This is a genomic window from Halomonas sp. ATBC28, from assembly GCF_005937175.1.
Classification (GTDB): domain Bacteria; phylum Pseudomonadota; class Gammaproteobacteria; order Pseudomonadales; family Halomonadaceae; genus Vreelandella; species Vreelandella titanicae.
The window spans coordinates 54,443-71,757 of record NZ_VCQL01000022.1 but is presented as its reverse complement, the minus strand read 5'-3'; the positions used below and the strand labels follow the sequence as shown (position 1 = coordinate 71,757).

The 17,315-nt window shown below is 47.9% G+C and carries 19 protein-coding genes and 3 pseudogenes; 17 read left to right on the top strand and 5 right to left on the bottom strand.

All coding sequences use genetic code 11. The annotated features are described in order from the left end of the window. From E0L35_RS21120 to E0L35_RS21105, 4 genes are all read left to right on the top strand, one after another. Positions 1-685 (top strand): SDR family oxidoreductase (locus tag E0L35_RS21120; protein WP_138801346.1); only part of this gene is annotated, 685 nt, incomplete at its 5' end. Beyond that, positions 675-1,481, top strand: coding sequence for an SDR family oxidoreductase (locus E0L35_RS21115; protein ID WP_138801345.1), 807 nt, complete (start codon positions 675-677; stop codon positions 1,479-1,481). The genes E0L35_RS21120 and E0L35_RS21115, both read left to right, overlap by 11 nt. Before the next feature lie 30 nt (positions 1,482-1,511). Next, positions 1,512-2,510 (top strand): hypothetical protein, encoded by a 999-nt coding sequence (locus E0L35_RS21110; protein ID WP_138801344.1) that lies wholly within the window; start codon positions 1,512-1,514, stop codon positions 2,508-2,510. Positions 2,511-2,842: 332 nt separating this feature from the next. Continuing rightward, positions 2,843-3,556: an acyl-homoserine-lactone synthase gene (locus E0L35_RS21105; RefSeq protein WP_138801343.1), complete on the top strand. Its 714-nt coding sequence runs from the start codon at positions 2,843-2,845 to the stop codon at positions 3,554-3,556. Here the strand turns inward: E0L35_RS21105 and E0L35_RS21100 are convergent. After that, complete coding sequence (locus E0L35_RS21100) at positions 3,513-4,298, bottom strand: LuxR family transcriptional regulator (RefSeq protein WP_138801342.1); 786 nt, start codon at positions 4,296-4,298, stop codon at positions 3,513-3,515. The genes E0L35_RS21105 and E0L35_RS21100 overlap by 44 nt on opposite strands. Positions 4,299-4,449: 151 nt before the next feature. Here E0L35_RS21100 and E0L35_RS26955 point away from each other — a divergent pair, with 151 nt between their 5' ends. Then, positions 4,450-4,530: a DUF4172 domain-containing protein gene (locus tag E0L35_RS26955; RefSeq protein WP_349304651.1), complete on the top strand. Its 81-nt coding sequence runs from the start codon at positions 4,450-4,452 to the stop codon at positions 4,528-4,530. 138 nt (positions 4,531-4,668) lie between these two features. On the opposite strand, the gene E0L35_RS21095 is transcribed toward E0L35_RS26955, so the two are convergent. Beyond that, positions 4,669-5,589 (bottom strand): DMT family transporter, encoded by a 921-nt coding sequence (locus E0L35_RS21095; protein ID WP_138801341.1) that lies wholly within the window; start codon positions 5,587-5,589, stop codon positions 4,669-4,671. A 93-nt stretch (positions 5,590-5,682) separates the two neighbouring features. Here E0L35_RS21095 and E0L35_RS21090 point away from each other — a divergent pair, with 93 nt between their 5' ends. Next, a complete protein-coding gene (locus E0L35_RS21090) occupies positions 5,683-6,591 on the top strand; it encodes a LysR substrate-binding domain-containing protein (RefSeq protein WP_138801340.1) in 909 nt (302 codons plus the stop codon). 141 nt (positions 6,592-6,732) lie between these two features. Next, positions 6,733-7,671: pseudogene (locus tag E0L35_RS21085) on the top strand (Rpn family recombination-promoting nuclease/putative transposase). Positions 7,672-7,696: 25 nt separating this feature from the next. On the opposite strand, the gene E0L35_RS21080 reads toward E0L35_RS21085, so the two are convergent. Then, complete coding sequence (locus E0L35_RS21080) at positions 7,697-8,071, bottom strand: GFA family protein (protein WP_138801339.1); 375 nt, start codon at positions 8,069-8,071, stop codon at positions 7,697-7,699. 305 nt (positions 8,072-8,376) lie between these two features. Between E0L35_RS21080 and E0L35_RS21075 the strand changes: the two genes are divergently transcribed. Both E0L35_RS21075 and E0L35_RS21070 read left to right on the top strand, forming a co-directional pair. Then, on the top strand, positions 8,377-9,198 hold the full coding sequence (locus E0L35_RS21075; protein ID WP_138801338.1) for a type IV toxin-antitoxin system AbiEi family antitoxin: 822 nt from the start codon (positions 8,377-8,379) through the stop codon (positions 9,196-9,198). Continuing rightward, positions 9,188-10,105, top strand: a complete 918-nt coding sequence (locus E0L35_RS21070) for a nucleotidyl transferase AbiEii/AbiGii toxin family protein (RefSeq protein ID WP_138801337.1) — start codon at positions 9,188-9,190, stop codon at positions 10,103-10,105. Before E0L35_RS21075 ends, E0L35_RS21070 begins: the two co-directional genes overlap by 11 nt. 647 nt (positions 10,106-10,752) lie before the next feature. On the opposite strand, the gene E0L35_RS21055 is transcribed toward E0L35_RS21070, so the two are convergent. After that, entirely contained in the window at positions 10,753-11,592 is an 840-nt protein-coding gene (locus tag E0L35_RS21055; RefSeq protein ID WP_138801336.1) for an EamA family transporter, read from the bottom strand. Positions 11,593-11,688: 96 nt separating this feature from the next. Here E0L35_RS21055 and E0L35_RS21050 point away from each other — a divergent pair, with 96 nt between their 5' ends. From E0L35_RS21050 to E0L35_RS21030, 5 genes are all read left to right on the top strand, one after another. Further along, positions 11,689-12,600, top strand: a complete 912-nt coding sequence (locus E0L35_RS21050) for a LysR family transcriptional regulator (RefSeq protein WP_138801335.1) — start codon at positions 11,689-11,691, stop codon at positions 12,598-12,600. Positions 12,601-12,682: 82 nt separating this feature from the next. Next, a complete protein-coding gene (locus tag E0L35_RS21045; RefSeq protein ID WP_138801334.1) occupies positions 12,683-13,270 on the top strand; it encodes an Rpn family recombination-promoting nuclease/putative transposase in 588 nt (195 codons plus the stop codon). Positions 13,271-13,565: 295 nt separating this feature from the next. Continuing rightward, the gene (locus E0L35_RS21040; RefSeq protein ID WP_081742660.1) at positions 13,566-13,835 is read left to right on the top strand and encodes a hypothetical protein; all 270 of its coding nucleotides are present in this window, start codon (positions 13,566-13,568) and stop codon (positions 13,833-13,835) included. Positions 13,836-13,838: 3 nt separating this feature from the next. Further along, a complete protein-coding gene (locus E0L35_RS21035; protein WP_009286823.1) occupies positions 13,839-14,363 on the top strand; it encodes a hypothetical protein in 525 nt (174 codons plus the stop codon). A gap of 34 nt (positions 14,364-14,397) precedes the next feature. Then, positions 14,398-14,580 (top strand): hypothetical protein, encoded by a 183-nt coding sequence (locus E0L35_RS21030; RefSeq protein ID WP_039858808.1) that lies wholly within the window; start codon positions 14,398-14,400, stop codon positions 14,578-14,580. 40 nt (positions 14,581-14,620) lie between these two features. Here E0L35_RS21030 and E0L35_RS21025 read toward each other — a convergent pair whose 3' ends face one another. Next, positions 14,621-14,995 (bottom strand): GFA family protein, encoded by a 375-nt coding sequence (locus E0L35_RS21025; protein WP_039858811.1) that lies wholly within the window; start codon positions 14,993-14,995, stop codon positions 14,621-14,623. Positions 14,996-15,347: 352 nt separating this feature from the next. Here E0L35_RS21025 and E0L35_RS21020 point away from each other — a divergent pair. From E0L35_RS21020 to E0L35_RS21010, 3 genes and pseudogenes are all read left to right on the top strand, one after another. Then, positions 15,348-15,632, top strand: a pseudogene (locus E0L35_RS21020) (type IV toxin-antitoxin system AbiEi family antitoxin domain-containing protein). Positions 15,633-15,647: 15 nt separating this feature from the next. Then, a pseudogene (locus E0L35_RS26950) lies at positions 15,648-16,141 on the top strand (nucleotidyl transferase AbiEii/AbiGii toxin family protein). A gap of 95 nt (positions 16,142-16,236) precedes the next feature. After that, positions 16,237-17,187: a DUF808 domain-containing protein gene (locus E0L35_RS21010; RefSeq protein ID WP_138801333.1), complete on the top strand. Its 951-nt coding sequence runs from the start codon at positions 16,237-16,239 to the stop codon at positions 17,185-17,187. The last annotated feature ends 128 nt before the right edge of the window (positions 17,188-17,315 follow it).

Genomic DNA, 17,315 nt, shown 5'->3' with positions numbered 1-17,315 from the left:
GAGTCTTTCTCTTCTTGTTCTGGTACTCGGCTTCGGAGAAGGTGATTTGATCCATGGCAGCACTGAATCCTATGCAGTTGACGATAGCCGTATTATCACTGATGGCAGTGACTTTTTCAGAGCTTCCCTAGTAAAGCATTCTGATATTAATAGAATAGCCTCAAGTCTTTCAGAGGTAAAATTTAACTTGATTATACATAATGCTTCTGCATTAGGTGAGATAGGTAGTGTGGAATTAATCACCGAAAGTAGCTGGAATGATACATTTATGCTAAACCTTTTTGCACCTTTTTTCTTAACAAAAAAATTGTTGAATAATGTAAATGATGGACGAGTTTTGTTTATCTCATCCTCCGCTGGTGTAGACCCTATACCAAATTTAATCGCTTATTCAATAACAAAATCTGCAATTATGTCTTTAAAAGAAAGTCTTAATATTGGCAGTAGTGAGTATAATATTTGCTATGGTTGTCTTGACCCGGGAATGATAAATACTAGTATGCAAAGTAAGTTAAGAAATGCATCTAGTGATGTTTTTCCGCAATCTAAAAAATTTCAACAGATATATAAGATAGGTTTATTAAAATCTCCGGATGATATAGCAATAAGTATCATTGATGCTGTTTCAAATATGAGTGACAAAGAGTTTACATCAGGCATGATAGAGGTGAAGTATGGAAGTTAATAAAAGCGACATGACTGGAAAGTCTTATATAATTACAGGTGCTGAAAGTGGAATTGGTCTTTCAATAGCTAAAATGATATTGAGTCATGGAGGTAATGTTGTTATTCATTACCTCCATGACTCATCAATCGAAAAAGAATTAAAAAATAAGTTCGATAGATCTTCGTTTGAGTTTTATCAAGGAGATTTTTCCGATTTAAGTATTCCTGATAAGTTGTTTAAATACTCTGTAAAAAGGTTTGGGGATATTTCTGGAATCGTTAACAATGCAGCTACGGGAGAACGTGGTGACGTAGAAAAAACCACAGCTGCGAAGTTGTCCAATTCACTGAACGTAAATTTAATTTCTCCTTATGTTCTTGCTAGGGAATTTTCTTTTCATATTAAGGCTAGAAAATCATCAGGGGTTATTTTGAATATCGGATCTATTAATGCGTATTGTGGTGAGGATGAGATGATTGCGTATGCCACCTCAAAAGGTGGCTTAATGACGCTCACTAAAGCGATGGCTCAAGATTTAATATCATATAATATAAGAGTAAATCTTATTAACGTCGGATGGACAGCAACTAGTGGTGAGGTAGAAAGGGTTAGTAGATCTAAGATATTATCTGAATCAAATAATAAAGTTCCTAAATCTATTAGCCCGAGAGGGAGTTTATTAACACCCGTAGAAGTTGCAAGACATGCTTTTTTTTGGATTTCAGATTCTTCATATCCGGCAAATGGGGTTATATACGAACTAGAACAATATCCATTTTTGGGGCGAAATATGATTCCTTACGTTTGTGATTAATTGCATTTTTTAAAATTTTTGAGGTTTGGCATGAAAATATTTAAAACTATAGAGTTTGAAGAGATTGCTAATTTCTATCATGAACAAGCAGGAAATAGGTTTATCTCCTCAGAGTACCTAAGTCATGAGTATTCAAATGAAAAATCATCTTTTTTTTCACTTTATGATAAAAAAGAACTCATTGCTTGCTTAGGATATATATTTATTCCAATACATTCAAAAGAAAAAGAATGCATATACAATAGCTATTTATTAGAAAGGTTTTTAGCTCATAAAAAAATAAGAGGAAGCAAGTATTTTTCATGTTTATTTGATGAAGTTAGAGAAGATTATCAAGGAGATTTCTTATGGGCGCTAACAGGAGTCACCAATTTTTTTATTAAACGTGGTTTTTTTAAAATTAAGCCAGAGACGTTGCGTTCTTATTATTTTAGGCCAAGGTTAAATTTGTTTAATTATAATAGCTACAAAATTGATAAATATATATCTGAGTGTTCTGGGTTAACTAAAGCGAAATGCTATATAGGAAGCTCTCATATATCGATGGGTAATTATGATGAGTTTGACCAGGAAATATATAATTGTGTGTCAGTTGATGATTTAAAGCCTTACTTTTCCAAAGAATATTTAAAATGGTATATGCATCCAACTAAGTTTAGAGAAAGGAAGTTGTTTAAAGTTATTGTTGATAGCGAAATTAAAATGTGGGGAGTGATAAGTGTAACCAAATATATGACTGCAATAATTGATCATATCGCACTGCAAGAGTTAGATGATTGTTATTCATTGATGATTGAACTAGATATCTATATTAGATCATTAGGGGTTTTGTCATGTGAGTATATGTATAATCCTAATTCAGTAACAGGTTCAATGGTTTCAAAATCGCTTAAAAAAATAGGTTACAATATTGTTTCTACAAAACCTACATTTGTTTATGCTTCATCATCAATGTCTCTTGAAGGATTTAATACGGAGTGGATTTGTGCACCTCCTTGCTGGCAGCCTAAAGATGGCGTTATTATTTAAATTCTTTTTTCTGGTAATGTTAGGCACTTTTACATACTGCCTCGTAATTTATGATTTATCAATGTTGAAGCTGACTTTGAACAAATTATTTCTACTCTTGTTTTGTCTTTATAAATCCATTGATATCGGATAGGTATTATCTAGCGAAGGTTGTTTTATAGTAAGCGATTATTCGAGACATGAAAATATATCTTGAATGGTGGTATCGGTTGCATAGTTTCTGGGTTGTACAAACAGTTCAATAACATGAAAAGTCTACTGTACTATGGGACAGGTGTATTAATGAATTAACTAGTTTTACTATTTTAAGGAATTGATTCAGAGGAAAGGTTATGCTTTTATCTTCATTAAATAAAAATAAAATGTTTCATGGTATAGAAGTTGTGGCTTCTAATTACACTGATCTACCTAAATCTAGTCTTGATAAAATTTTTGAACTTAGAAAGAAAGTATTTATTGATAGAAGGAAATGGGATATAGAGAGCTACACTGGAGGGAATTTAGAATATGATGAATATGATAATGATGAAGCTTACTACATCTATCTGTTAATTAATAACTGTATTTCTGGTTGTGTAAGGCTTCGTCCATCAACATCCCCAACACTTATGACCGGAGCTCTGAAGTGGTTAAAAGAGTCAAGTCAGTTTGACGAAAGTCAGCTTGAGAATAGCTGGGAAGCCTCACGGTTTTTTATTACTCCGGATAAGATTAATTTTGGAGCTAAGAAGAGTTTTGATGTAAGAATATATGCTCTGTTTATAAGTATGATTGATTTTGGTTTGAATAGAGGGGTTGTAAACTATGAAGTCGTTGTTGATGAAATGATGAGGCGTGTGTTAAGAATGTGCGGGTGGCCCCTCAATGTTCTCAATTCGGGATTTGGGTCATTAAGTGAAAAAGTTTATTATGGAAATCTTCCTTGTTGTCAGAAGGCAGTTAAAGATATTATGTTTATTGCTAATAAGAATAATGAAAGTTGCAATATACATAGTAATTTTGTCAAATCAAGTTCATGCGCAATGCCTTTGTCATTGCTTGCTTAATATTAACTGAATCTAATTTTTTAATTATATTCTGTGCGTGAAACTTAACAGTTCTTTCGGATATGCTCAGTATTAAAGCAATTTCTCCGTAAGACTTGCCCATTGCAACCCAGTGTAGACATTCCGCTTCCCGTTCTGTGAGACGTCGGTAAGGCTTAAGCCTAGCAAGGGATGGGCGTTGCTGGTGTGCTATGTAACTAATAGTAGATATTAGATATGAATGATTTTGCACAATTTTTTTGAATTCTAAATTTTCTTTACTGCTTGCTAAGTGCATTGACCCAAAAGCACAGCCTGGCTCGTGTACTGGGACAGTAAAACCCTGCTCAATGCCATATTGAGCCGACATGTCAAATATGTGTTTTGATTTATTGTCTTTCCTTAGGCTACCTTTCCAAAAGAAAGCAGCGGAAGTTGTTGAAGAGTGATTGATTATAGGATCATTGCGGTATAAAGCATGCGATTCATAGAGTTTTACCCAATCTTTTGGATAGTTACCTAAAATGACAGCCTTATCAGCCTCGGGTGGTAGATAACCCACATAGACATAGCTGAAGTTAGCGATCCCTATTTTTTCAAAGGCCCACGAAAGTACTTCTACATATTCTGGTGCTCCTTTGCCAATGTTGTGCTGGATTTCAGTCAGAATGTAATGTCCAAGATCACGTATTGATCGCTCGTCAGCTTGAAACATAGATCCTCTAATTATCTCAGCAGATTCAACCTGTCTAGTTCCTGTCACGTTGTATCCTCCAAGGCCAGCGCGTTGTTATGGCTACTTGAACTTACCAATATAGTAGCATGCTTTGTTTTCATCATATGCAGGATAGGAGCGGTGTTGTGTAAAAACGAGGCTACAGTCAGGCCGATCTGGATGTTGAGATCAATGTACTATTCATATTGCTATTCGTACCAGCGAAATCGAAGGTGAGCGCCCGAATGTTGGTTCAGTAAGGTCTTCCTTTGCCCGATAGCTGGGATTAGAGCAGGTCGGTTTAACCACACACATAACAGTACCAGAGTCTGAGCCGGTGGACGCAGCTCGTGCTATTCGATGATGTTTGGTTAAGCCACTACCGAAGGCCTTTCGGTAGTTCATCAAGAAATAGGCGTCAGACCCGCCGTTGCCGTAACACCATCACCCCCGCGATTAAAATCATGCCCATACCCAGCCAAGTCATGGTATCGGGCACTTCGCTGAATAGCAGGTAGCCCCAAAGGCTGGCAAAGATGAGGTAGGCGTAATCAAAGGTGCCGATCAACGCCGAAGGGGCAATTTGATAGGCCCTTGCCACCCCGGTATTCACAATGATCAGCAGTAACGCGTAGGCGCCCACGATCAATAACGCTGTGGCGTCTAGCGGTTGCCAACCGGCGAACAGGAAAGGCGCGCGTTCAGCGAGCGATGCTGTGCTGTTGATTGCGACCAGCAAGCTGAAGAGACTGCCAGCTGCCAGGAAGGACAGATTTAATCCCAGGGTGAGAAGTAAGGGGTGTTCTCTTTGGCAGTGGTGGCGAGTGACCAGCATGGCTAGCGCATAAAAGAGGGCGGCAAGCACGGGTAGAAGTGTGGCGGGTGTGAAGGTGTCGCCGCCGGGGAGCAACACCACCACCACGCCCAGGAAACCGCAGAGTATGCCCAGCCACGCCTGGCGTGAAAGATGCTCGCCTGCCCCAAAAGCAGCCAGCACGGCAATAAACAGCGGTGTGGTGTAAATGGCGACCGCCGCCACCGAAAGCGGAATCAGCGGTAGTGCTGCGTAGTAGGCTATCCACATCAGTAACAGAAGCAGGCTTCTTATCGCCACCCAGCGGCGTGATTTTACCTTGGATCGGGGGCCAGAATGGCCAATGATCAATCCAAAAAGTATCGGCAGCGATAGTGTTGAGGCGATGACATAGAGTTGCCATAGCGACATACTGGCACTCAGATACTTAACCAGGGCGTCGGTCAACGCCAGCAGAAAGACAGCTCCCACGATAAGGCTTATGCCCTGTAGGATATTATCTTGTGGTTCAGCGGTGGCCTTCATTGCAGCATTCCAGAGATGAATTTCGCTCTAGAATGCCGCTGCCTCTAGCAGTGCTTCAAACGACTTCTGCGTCACAATGCATGAGCTCAGATTATGGATAACTTCATTAAGTCTCTTCCGCCGCTGGCAACGCTGCGCCCCTTTGAGGCTGCCGCCAGGCTTGAAAGCTTTTCGCGCGCGGCCGATGAGCTCCACCTGACCCAGGCGGCTATCAGCCGACAGATCCGTGCGCTAGAGGAAGACCTTGGCGTGATGCTTTTCGAGCGCCGTAATCGCAGTGTGTTTCTTACCCGCGAGGGGCGCGAGTTTGGCCGTACGGTCTCCCAGGCGCTGGAAAGTATCGCCACGGGGGCTCAGGCGCTGCGCGGCGACCCGGATGATAAGCGCGTCGTAATGTTCTGCCAGTTATGCGAAGCGTTCTATTGGCTGATGCCACAGCTGGCTGACTTCAATCGTCGCTATCCTGACATTGAGATTCAACTGGCGACGTCGACAAGGCCGATTACCGAATTTAGTGGCAGCTTCGACATTGCGCTGCAAACCAACGGTAGGCCTAGCGGGAGCCATCGATTGGTGTTTACCGCCGAGGACGAGATATTTCCGGTCTGCAGCCCTGCTTACCTGAAAGAGATCACTACGCCGTTGAGCCTCAACGCTTTGCTAAACCAGCGGCTACTGCACCACCACGCTGACCCGGCGGATTGGCTGGAGTGGGATGACTGGTTTCGTGCCATGGGGCACTTTGAACTCTCATCAGCGGAGAGCGCTGTTTTCGATAGTTATCCACTGCTACTGCAAGCGGCTGTCGCGGGGCACGGTATCGCCTTGGGTTGGCGGCGCACAACGCAACGATTAATTGAAAATGGCGATCTGATCCGACCGGTGGCAGAGAGCTTGCCCCAACATGATGCCATCGCCCTATACACACGCCAGGGCGCACCCCAACGCTCAGGTAGCGAAGCGTTATTGGGTTGGCTGCGTGAGGTGTTGGGTGATGAGTGATACTAGGGCTTGGTTTGTATATATACGCCGTTAGCCAGATAGCGGGCAGAGCGATCATTACGCCTCTGCATCACATCGTGTGAATGTTTTCCAGGTAGCTGAGCATGCTATTCTGGCTTGGATCGATTGTCAGAGGTCTCCATGGTCAGCAACCATCACGATACCGGCTACAAAGAGCTGTTTAGTTATCCTGAATTTGTTCAGCAACTCATCGAAGGCTTTGCTCCCGCCGAGATTGCCCGGTTAATGGGTTTTTCTACCCTGAAAAGCCAGAGCGGCCACTACATTACGCCACTGTTCGAAGAAAAAATTGAGGACGTGGTGTGGTCAGTCAACGTTAACTGGCAAGGGATGACCCAAGAAGTGTATCTGTACATCTTGTTGGAGTTTTAGTCTTCGGTGGATCGCACCATGCCGGTTCGGCTGATGCACTACGCCGCTTGCTTCTACAGTGAGTTGCTCAAGCAGAAGGTCATCACACCCGGCCAGGGCTTACCGCCGGTGTTTCCGGTAGTGCTTTATAACGGTTCAGAGCGCTGGACGGCATCGTTAGACCTATATGACATGATCATGCCGGAACCGCCGGGTCTGTTACAGGTCTACCAGCCACGGATGCGTTATTATTTAGTCGATGAAGGGCGCTATACTGATGAACAGTTAGGCTTGGTGCAGTCGCCGTTAAGCGGGGTGTTCAGTATCGAGAAGGCGTCCACAAATCGCCAGGGGCTTCAGCAAGCTGTGGATCGGATTGTGGCGATTATTCAGGCCGATCCTCACAAAGAGCGTATCGACAAGATTATTACCCGCTGGCTTAAACGCCACTTGCAGCGGCTAGGGGCTGAGGTCGACCTCAATCAGCTCAACAGTTTGGTGGAGGATAAAGACATGTTGGCAGAAAATTTGGAAAACTGGGCTCAGCAAGAACGCCAAGTAGGCATTCAGGAAGGCGAAAAGCTGGGTATTGAGAAAACAGCTCGTAATCTGCTCAAGCTGGGAGTGCTGAGTGACGAGCAGATTGCTGAAGCGACAGGTCTGGCTTTAGATGAAGTGGTGAACCTGCGCATTGAAGGTAAGCGCTGATCTAAGCGGCCGCCCTTGAGCATGCTCAACCTTCCCGATCCCGGTCATATCGCTCCACGGCAGGGAAGGGTGGCAACCAATGTTCACGTCGAATGTTCCAAAGCTCATACGTCGGTTTCAGTTGGTTGGGTGAATCAAGGGCGCCAAGGTGTATTTCGATTTCTTCCTCGCTTACCGAAAAAACCGACGAACCGCATGCCGAACAGAAGTAGCGCCCCTGATAACTGTGCGGTTCGCCTTCGATAATGACAGCTTGCTTGGGATAATCAGCAGCCGCATAGAAAAGCGCCCCATGATGCTTGCGACAATCCATACAGTGACAAATACCTACCCGAAGCGGCTCGCCATTGGCCACGATTCGGATCTTACCGCAGAGACAGCCACCTGTTAGTTGTTCCATTGCCAATCTCCAGAAGAATCATACATTCAAAGTAGGTGGCACGTTCGGTTTTGTCTTGCCGCCGCCTCGTTGGTATTTGATGCCAGCAAACCGACATAAATCGAGCTGTTGCAGGAGGCGGATTCGCCTAAGAGCCCGGAATTAGTTTGTATCTCGGTTACAAGCAGGCGCGGATATTAAGCGGGTAAATCGCCCTCCCTTGGTTCTTTAAAAGATAGATAATTGGTGAGCTAAAGGTACACAAAATTTGATGATATTAAAGAGTCTCATGGCAGATTATTTAGTTAAGTGCTAATTTGTGAACCATGAGTACACTTAAAGAAGAAAAGCTAAAGAAGGTGCTTGAAGCCATACCTTCAGGATTCATGGTTGACACCGCATGGCTTGAACGCCACGGTGTCAGCCGTTTCCTTGCTCGCAAATACGTCGATAACAGCTGGCTGGAGCGCGTTAACCGCGGCGTCTTCCGACGCCCCGTGCCGAATGCAACAACGCCGGCCACCATCGATTGGAAAACCTGCCTGCTTTCCATGCAGCATATTATGCGCTATGACATCCATGTCGGCGGTACCACGGCGCTTGCCCAACAGGGCTACGATCACTATCTGCGTCTGGGCAGCAATGCGCCTGTCTGGGTATATGGCGAGGCCACGCCCAATTGGCTCAGCAAGCTGCCACTCAACGCACCACTTCAAACCCGTAGCACCTCGCTGTTCGCCGACTCATCGCTTGGGTTGGCCAAGGACAACATCAATGCCGAAGGCACGCTGCCATGGGACTGGATGCTTAAAATGTCGGCACCCGAAAGGGCAATTATGGAAGCTATGAACGAGCTGCCCGACCTTGAGAGTTTTCACAACCTCGATATGCTATTTGAGAGCCTGACAACGCTGAGACCTAAACTACTGTCAGCGCTGCTGCATAGTTGTAAGAAGATCAAGGTAAAGCGTCTGTTCTTTGTTTTTGCAGATCGCCACGATCACCCCTGGCGCAAGCGCCTCGACCCAGCAGAGTTCAATCTTGGAAGTGGCGACCGCGCGCTGGTAAAAGGGGGCAAGATACATCCGCGCTATCGGATTATGGTGCCTGAAGCGTTTGTAACGGCGGAGGCCAACGATGGCACGTGAAACCTATGAAGCACAGGTCGCACTTCTTGTGCGTATTCTCCCGCATGTCGCCAAGGAGGATGTATTCGCACTCAAGGGAGGCACGGCGATCAACCTGTTCTATCGTGATCTTCCGCGCTTGTCGGTCGATATCGACCTGACCTATCTGCCGGTGAAAGATCGAAACGAGAGCCTTTCCGAGATCAACAACGCGATGGATCGCATTGCGGGGGCCATTGAAGGCGGTATCGTGGGTTCCAAAACACAACGTATCAAGGGCGGCGGTGGTGGTGCCACTCGTCTTCTTGCTCGCATGGGCGGTGTAGAGATCAAGATCGAAACCTCTCCAGTCACACGCGGTGTCGTTCATGAGCCTGAAACGCTTTCCGTCTCCGAAGCTGTTGAAGATGAGTTCGGCTACGCAGAGATGCAGATTGTCTCCTTCGAAGACCTGTTCGGCGGTAAGTTGAACGCAGCCGTCGACCGTCAGCATCCGCGCGACCTTTACGATGTGAAGCTGCTTTACGAGAACGAGGGCCTAACGGATGATCTATTTCGCACCTTTTTGATCTACATTGCGAGTTCGTCGCGCCCCGCGCATGAGCTGCTGAATCCGAATCTCATCAATCTTGATCAGCCTTATACTCAAGAATTTGAGGGAATGACCAGAGCTTCTGTCAGTCTCCAAGAGCTCTTGGACACCCGTAAACGATTGATTGCAGATATTCATTCCCGCTTCGATGAGAACACCAAGCGATTCCTAATAAGCCTGCATGACGGTACGCCCGATTTTGATGCTATTGATCGCCCTCGGGCGGTGGATCTGCCAGCCGTACGCTGGAAGCTTATCAATCTGGGAAAACTGAAAAACGAAAATGCCGCCAAGCATGCTGAGCAACGGAGAAAGCTGGAAGTGTTGCTAGGGTAGGTAGATCGGAGCGGCGCCCTCGGTGTGATATGGAATGTGGACATCACGCTTCACTATCTAAGTCGCTGATTAATGCATCCATCGAGAAATCGTCCACGAATTCACCAGCTCTAGCTTGTCTGGTACCTTGAGCTAGATGTGTACGTAGCGCCTCAAGTTTGCTTTTGCGTTTTTCCAAGCTAAGACTTGTTGACGTCATAGAATGCTTCCCGTGTTCAAAAGTAATAAATATGGATATGGCTGACAAGAAAGGCAAGAGGCCTAATTGGTGCGGTCTACTGAGCATTTCTACTGTTTAACCAACTCTTCTTTACCAACAAGTCCGCTGATTCGCCCATGAGCTGAATAGAAGCCATAATCGGCTCATAATATGAGCTGAATGGAGGCAATCGGCTCGTGTATGGCTAAACAGGGCGCACGAAGAAGAGATCAAACGGAGCTGCTTGAAGCTCTATATATACAAGTTTCTGACGCCTTCCCTGAATGCTTACTGTCCAGACGATTTGCCAGTGGCACAGATCTTGGCTAGGCAATGTGTATTGTTGGGCAGGTCAATATCGAACTGTTGATATGTCCAAACCGAATATTCGGTTTGCGTCGCCACTACAAATCCACAAACTGACACACCCGAAACGGCTGAGTGCTATCTAACCATTCCCCGCCACAATCAACATCGTCGCCACAATAGACAACGCTATCCCCACCATGCTGGTGCCGCTAACCCCCTCCTTGCGAACCAGTGAGCCGAATACGACGGGTATCAGCGGGTACATCGACACAATCACAATGCTGATAATGGTGAGCTGTCCTTGCCGTGATAGCGCATAGAGCGTAAGCCCTAGAGCGCTGATACCGCCCGCCATCGTTGAGAAAAGTGGAAAGCGTATTTGAGCTGGCTTCGTGCGTTGGTAAAACGGCAGTAGACACACGGCACCGTTTAGCATGCATAGGGCGATGCCATACAGCGCCGCATGGTCGGGCACCTGCCCAAGAAAGTGCAGCTGCAGAGAAAACCCCAAGCCTGCACCTAACCCAAAGAGCAGGCCTGTTCTGATTATGCTGCTCATCTGCCCTTTGTTTATCCTACCTCCGCCCGTCGTTAGCCAGATAGCGGGAAGGGCGATCATCACACCGAGCCATACCCAGACGCTGGGCCGCTCGCCAAGAAATACCAAAGAGAGCCCAAGGGCGATGGTTACCATCGAGACAGCGCTAACAGGCACTACGATAGCAAAGGGAGCCTGCGATAAGCCTTTATAAAGCAGCAATGCGCCCAGGGCTGAGCCAAGGCCAGCAAGCGTGCCCCATTTCCAGGTATCTGGCTCCCATTTGGAAAAGAGCAGCGCACCTGCAAGACTGACCAGTGCCCCGCCCAGATGTGTGTAAAAACCAATATTAAGCGGCGGGTAAAATCGGGCGAGCAAGCCATTGATAAAGTGTGTACTGCCGAGCAACAACATGGCGCTTAGTGCCAGAACGATGGACATGGGATTTCCAGGTCAGGATGATAAATGAAAGGCCAGCATAGAAGGCGCTAGTGCGTGGCTGGAAACTCGGTTCGCTCATGGCCGTTATGAGGAGGGATGATGATAAGAGGCGCCGATATCTCTATTGCCCAACTACGTGTGCTGCTTGCGGTAGTGGAAGAGCAATCCTATACCCGGGCGGCGGCGCGACTGGGCGTTAGCCAATCTGGCGTAAGTCACTCAATGCAGGCATTGGAAAAGCTGGCAGGTGGCCCACTTATCACAAAAGCGGCGGAAAGATGGGAGCCGACTGCTTTAGGCGAGTTAGTGCTTACTAGTGCTAGAAAGGTTGTAGGAGAGCTTAAGGTATTGAGCCAGCAAGTGGCCCAGTTTCATAATGAAGTAGATGGAACGCTGAAAATAGGTGTAATTCCCAGTGCATTAACGGGATGGTTATCCCCACACCTTTCTAGCTTAACGAGCCGCTACCCTGATGCCATTAGCCTTGTCCTGGAAGGCATGGAGGAAGAGATAAAGGAGTGGGTGGAAAGCGGCGTGGTTGATATGGGCATAACCACCGATGTGACGCAGCTTAATCTCACCTACTGGTGTGAGCACTTCGATTGGCAGCTATTAAAGAAGGATGAGATCGTTGCTGTTTTACCCGAGAACCATTCACTCAGCAAACAAGCTAGCGTTACGGTAGCGGAGCTTGCCGATCATCCGTTGATTATGTCGTCAGGGGGTTGTGAGGCGCTTATTCAGCAGATATTTGCTCACTCATTGGAGGAAGTCGATATTTTTCAGGTGGATTTTTGGGTACGCGATACGCGCACGTTGTTGCAGATGGTTGCTGGCGATGTCGGTGTTAGCCTAGTGCCCACACTGGCGCTAAACAATAAACCAGCGACTAATGTGGTAACGCTGCCGCTATCTCCCCAACGTGACCGGAACCTGATTGCCTTTTGGGCTAAACGGCAGCCGATGAATCAGGTCGGCCAACAACTACTGAAAGAATGCAAAGCGTAACGGGCTTTTCATCGCATGGTGTGAATGTATTACGGATGGATGAGCATGGTAATCTGCCTCGTAACGATTGGCAGAGGTCTCCATGGTCAGCAACCATCATGATACCGGCTACAAAGAGCTGTTTAGTTATCCTGAATTTGTTCAGCAACTCATCGAAGGCTTTGCTCCCGCCGAGATTGCCCGGTTAATGGATTTTTCTACCCTGAAGAGCCAGAGCGGCAACTACATTACGCCACTGTTCGAAGAAAAAATTGAGGACGTGGTGTGGTCAGTCAACGTTAACTGGCAAGGGCTGCAAAAAGCCGTGGATCGGATTGTGGCGATTATTCAGGCCGATCCTCACAAAGAGCGTATCGACAAGATTATTACTCGCTGGCTTAAACGCCACTTGCAGCGGCTAGGGGCTGAGGTCGACCTCAATCAGCTCAACAGTTTGGTGGAGGATAAAGACATGTTGGCAGAAAATTTGGAAAACTGGGCACAGCAAGAACGCCAAGTAGGTCTTCAGGAAGGCGAAAAGCTGGGCATCGAGAAAGGTGAAAAGCTAGGCATCGAGAAAACAGCCCGTAATTTGCTCAAGCTGGGGGTGCTGAGTGATGAGCAGATTGCAGGAGCGACAGGCTTGGCGTTAGAGGATGTGGCTAAGCTGCGCACTGAAGGCCAGCGCTGATCCTTGCTTTCATTTACGTATTCCCGCTTCACACATAAAACGAGAGGGCAGTCCAATTGGCTGCCCTTTCTGTATTTGGTTGCTGAGGATGGCAGACATTCCCCATGCCATGAAAGACCCCAGCGTCAGGTTAAGTGTTGCACCTACTGATATTCTTTCTTAAATTTTTATTAGGGAGTTAAAAGAGACACTTGGGTCTATCTATTTAGATGAACGTCGGCAAGCATATGAATTGCTGCTTCAATGGTTGTCAATTGACAACCATTGAAGGGGGCTTCATACTCAGAGGCAAATAATGACTCGTCCATCACATCCGAAAAAAGAGATCGAAACTGCCCTCAAACATGCGGAAGCGGAGGGCTGGCGAGTTGAAGTCGGCGGTAGTCACGCCTGGGGCAAGATTTACTGTCCCTATAATGATGATGAATGCCGCTGCGGTGAGTTTTGTATCGCGAGCGTGTGGAGTACACCGAAAAATCCCGGCAGCCACGCCCGGGCAATTCGGAGAGTGGTGGACAAGTGCTCGACCCACAAGCGTCGAGACGAAGCGGAGCCGGAGGATTGAAGAATGGAATATATTTTTACGCTGAAATACCAACTGGCTGATAGTGACTCCGACCTAGATGCGCTAGTGGAGCGTTTGGGCGCTGCCGGTTGCGATGATGCTCTGGTGGGCGTGGGGCAGCCGGGCCGCTTGGCGCTGGAATTCTCTCGTGAAGCGGGCAGCGCCGCGGAAGCGGTTCACAGTGCCCTGGTTGACGTAAAAAAAGCGATCCCTTCCGCGCGGCTGATTGAGGCTTCGCCGGATCTTGTTGGCCTGACGGATGTAGCAGACGTTGTGGGCGTTTCGCGACAGGCAATGCGAAAGCTGATGCTCACCCACCGAGCGACGTTTCCTGTGCCGGTTCACGAAGGCAGTGCCTCAATCTGGCACCTGGCGGAGGTGCTTGACTGGTTGATGACCCGAGGGGGTTACCAAATTGATGTTGGCGTGCTGGATATTGCGAAAGTAGCATTAGAAGTGAATATAGCCAAAGAGGCGATCCGCCATCCGGTTAGTAGCCGCGAGGAAATGGAGTTGCTGACCGCGTAGCCAACAGTTCAATAGTTTGTTGGAGAATAAAGACATGTTGGCAGAAAATTTGGAAAACTGGGCTCAGCAAGAGCGCCAGGAAGGCGAAAAGCTGGGCATTGAGAAAACGGCCCGTAATCTGCTCAAGCTGGGAGTGCTGAGTGACGAGCAGATTGCTGAAGCGACAGGCTTGGTGCTAGAGGATGTGGTTAAGCTGCGCACTGAAGGTAAGCGCTGATCGATTACCTTCTGACCTAAGCGGCAGCCCTTGAACCCGCTCAATCTTCCCGATCTCGTTCGTATCGCTCCACGTTTTGAAATGGCGGTAGCCAATGTTCGCGGCGAATGCCCCAAAGCTCATACGTCGGTTTAAGTTGATTGGGTGAATCAAGGGTACCAAGGTGTATTTCGATTTCTTCCTCGCTTACCGAAAAAACCGACGAACCGCATGCGGAACAGAAGTAGCGCCCCTGATAACTGTGCGGTTCGCCTTCGATAATGACAGCTTGCTTGGGATAATCAGCAGCCGCATAGAAAAGCGCCCCATGATGCTTGCGACAATCCATACAGTGGCAAATACCTACCCGAAGCGGCTCGCCATTGGCCAAGATTCGGATCTTACCGCAGAGACAGCCACCTGTTAGTTGTTCCATTGCCAATCTCCAGAAGATTCATACATTCAAAGTAGGTGGCACTTTTTGTTTTGTCTTGCTGCCGTCTCGTTGGTATTTGATGCCCGCAAACCGATAAAAGCTAGCTGTTGCAGGAGGCGGATTTGCCTTAGAGCCCGGAATTAGTTTGTATCTCGGTTACAAGCAGGCGCGGATATTAAGCTGGTAAATCGCCTCCCCGTGGGTCTTTAAAAGATAGGTGCTTTGTGAACTAAAAGTACACAAAATTTGACGATATTAAAGAGCCTTATGGAAGATTCTTTAGTTAATCAACGCCGAAGACACGCTGCCATGGGACTGGACGCTCAAGAGGTCGGCACTCGAAAGGGCAATTATGGAAGCTATGGACGAGCTGCCCGACCATGAGAGTTTTCACAATCTCGATATGCTATTTGAGAGCCTGACAACGCTGCGCCCTAAACTACTGGCAGCTCTGCTGCAGAGTTGTAAGTAGATCAAGGTAAAGCGGCTATTCTTTGTCTTTGTCGATCGCCTCGATCCCCCCTGGCGCAAGCGCTTCGACCCAGCAGAGTTCAATCTCGGCAGCGGCGACCGTGCACTGGTAAAGGGGGCAAGGTACGTCCGCGCTATCGGATTATGGCGCCTGAAGCGTTTGTAAGGACGGAGACCAACGATGGCACGTGAAACCTATGAAGCACAGGTCGCACTTCTTGTGCGTATTCTCCCGCATGTCGCTAAGGAAGATGTATTCGCGCTGAAGGGCGGCACGGCGATAAACCTGTTCTATCGTGATCTCCCGCGTTTGTCAGTCGATATCGACCTGACCTACCTGCCGGTGAAAGATCGAAACGATAGCCTTTCCGAGATCAACAACGCGATGGCCACCAAAAATTTGAGGGAATGACCAGAGCTTCTGTCAGTCTCCAAGAGCTCTTCGACACCCGTAAACGATTGATTGCAGATATTCATTCCCGCTTCGATGAGAACACCAAGCAATTCCTAATGAGCCTGCATGACGGTATGCCCGATTTTGATGCTATTGATCGCCCTCGGGCGGCGGATCTGCCTGCCGTACGCTGGAAGCTTATCAATCTGGAAAAACTGAAAAACGAAAACGCGGCCAAACATGCTGAACAACGTCATGAGCTGAAAGTACTGCTGGGGTAAGGTGCGCAAGTCGGAATCTTGAAGCAAAAGAGGCGATCCGCCCAAGCCGCTTTGTGCTCTACTATCTGCACCTGTTATTCACGGAGGAAGCACCCATGGCCATAGGCGGCTTGATAGGATTATTGGATGACATTGCCGCATTGGCGAAGCTGTCCGCAGCATCATTGGATGATGTGAGTGCCGCCGCAGGGCGTGCGACGGCGAAGGCGGCCGGGGTGGTGGTGGATGATACGGCGGTGACGCCGCAATATTTGCAGGGGGTAACAGCGGAGCGGGAACTGGCGATTGTGAAGAAGATCGCGCTGGGGTCGATTCGCAACAAGCTGATTTTTATCCTGCCGGTGGCGCTGCTGCTGAATCACTTTTTGCCCGCGCTATTGCCGATCATCCTGATGGTGGGCGGCACCTACTTGGCCTTTGAGGGCGCTGAGAAGGTCTGGCACAAGCTCTCTGGTCAGCATGACGACGACAAACCAGCGGTAGAAAAGGGACCGGAGGCCGAGAAACAGATCGTGGGTGGCGCTATTCGTACCGACCTGATTCTGTCCGCCGAAATCATGGTGATCGCGCTTTCAACAGTGTCCCATCAAGGGTTCTGGTCGCAGATGGTTAGCCTGGTGGTGGTCGCGTTTGTCATCACACTTCTGGTGTATGGAGTAGTGGCGCTGTTGGTCAGGATGGATGATATCGGCCTGAGGCTCGCCCAGCGGGATAGTTCGGGCGTGCAGACACTGGGCCGTAGCCTGGTGACAGCCATGCCTAAGGTGCTAGCGACCATCTCGGTCGTGGGTACTGTCGCCATGCTCTGGGTGGGTGGGCATATACTGATGGCCAATCTAGGTGCCGATGGTACGGGTTGGTTCAACGCTCCCTATGAGTGGGTACACCATATTGAGCTTGGCATTAGCGAGGCAACCGGTGCCCTGGGCGGCACGCTGGGCTGGAGCTTCAATACACTGTGCTCTGCGGTGATTGGCTTTTTGGTGGGCTCGGTAGTGGTGGGCGTGGTGCACCTACTTCCTGTTAAGAAGGCGCATGTCGAGTAAGGTTTACGCCGGGTGTTTCCGGTGGAGCTTTCTAACGGCTCAGAGCGCTGCTATGGCCGGATCATTGAACTCTGTTGGCTGTCCCTCTCGTCAGGCCTGAGCACCGCACAGGAGCAAGAGGTTGGGGC

Coding starts and splice junctions, on each gene's coding strand:
- E0L35_RS21040 (WP_081742660.1), top strand. CDS start 13,566: ATGACTCGTCCATCACATCCGAAAAAAGAGATCGAAACTGCCCTCAAA.
- E0L35_RS21070 (WP_138801337.1), top strand. CDS start 9,188: ATGGCACGTGAAACCTATGAAGCACAGGTCGCACTTCTTGTGCGTATT.
- E0L35_RS21105 (WP_138801343.1), top strand. CDS start 2,843: ATGCTTTTATCTTCATTAAATAAAAATAAAATGTTTCATGGTATAGAA.
- E0L35_RS21095 (WP_138801341.1), bottom strand. CDS start 5,589: ATGAAGGCCACCGCTGAACCACAAGATAATATCCTACAGGGCATAAGC.
- E0L35_RS21115 (WP_138801345.1), top strand. CDS start 675: ATGGAAGTTAATAAAAGCGACATGACTGGAAAGTCTTATATAATTACA.
- E0L35_RS21035 (WP_009286823.1), top strand. CDS start 13,839: ATGGAATATATTTTTACGCTGAAATACCAACTGGCTGATAGTGACTCC.
- E0L35_RS21010 (WP_138801333.1), top strand. CDS start 16,237: ATGGCCATAGGCGGCTTGATAGGATTATTGGATGACATTGCCGCATTG.
- E0L35_RS21080 (WP_138801339.1), bottom strand. CDS start 8,071: ATGGAACAACTAACAGGTGGCTGTCTCTGCGGTAAGATCCGAATCGTG.
- E0L35_RS21090 (WP_138801340.1), top strand. CDS start 5,683: ATGGATAACTTCATTAAGTCTCTTCCGCCGCTGGCAACGCTGCGCCCC.
- E0L35_RS21030 (WP_039858808.1), top strand. CDS start 14,398: ATGTTGGCAGAAAATTTGGAAAACTGGGCTCAGCAAGAGCGCCAGGAA.
- E0L35_RS21045 (WP_138801334.1), top strand. CDS start 12,683: ATGGTCAGCAACCATCATGATACCGGCTACAAAGAGCTGTTTAGTTAT.
- E0L35_RS21025 (WP_039858811.1), bottom strand. CDS start 14,995: ATGGAACAACTAACAGGTGGCTGTCTCTGCGGTAAGATCCGAATCTTG.
- E0L35_RS21050 (WP_138801335.1), top strand. CDS start 11,689: ATGATGATAAGAGGCGCCGATATCTCTATTGCCCAACTACGTGTGCTG.
- E0L35_RS21075 (WP_138801338.1), top strand. CDS start 8,377: ATGAGTACACTTAAAGAAGAAAAGCTAAAGAAGGTGCTTGAAGCCATA.
- E0L35_RS21055 (WP_138801336.1), bottom strand. CDS start 11,592: ATGTCCATCGTTCTGGCACTAAGCGCCATGTTGTTGCTCGGCAGTACA.
- E0L35_RS21110 (WP_138801344.1), top strand. CDS start 1,512: ATGAAAATATTTAAAACTATAGAGTTTGAAGAGATTGCTAATTTCTAT.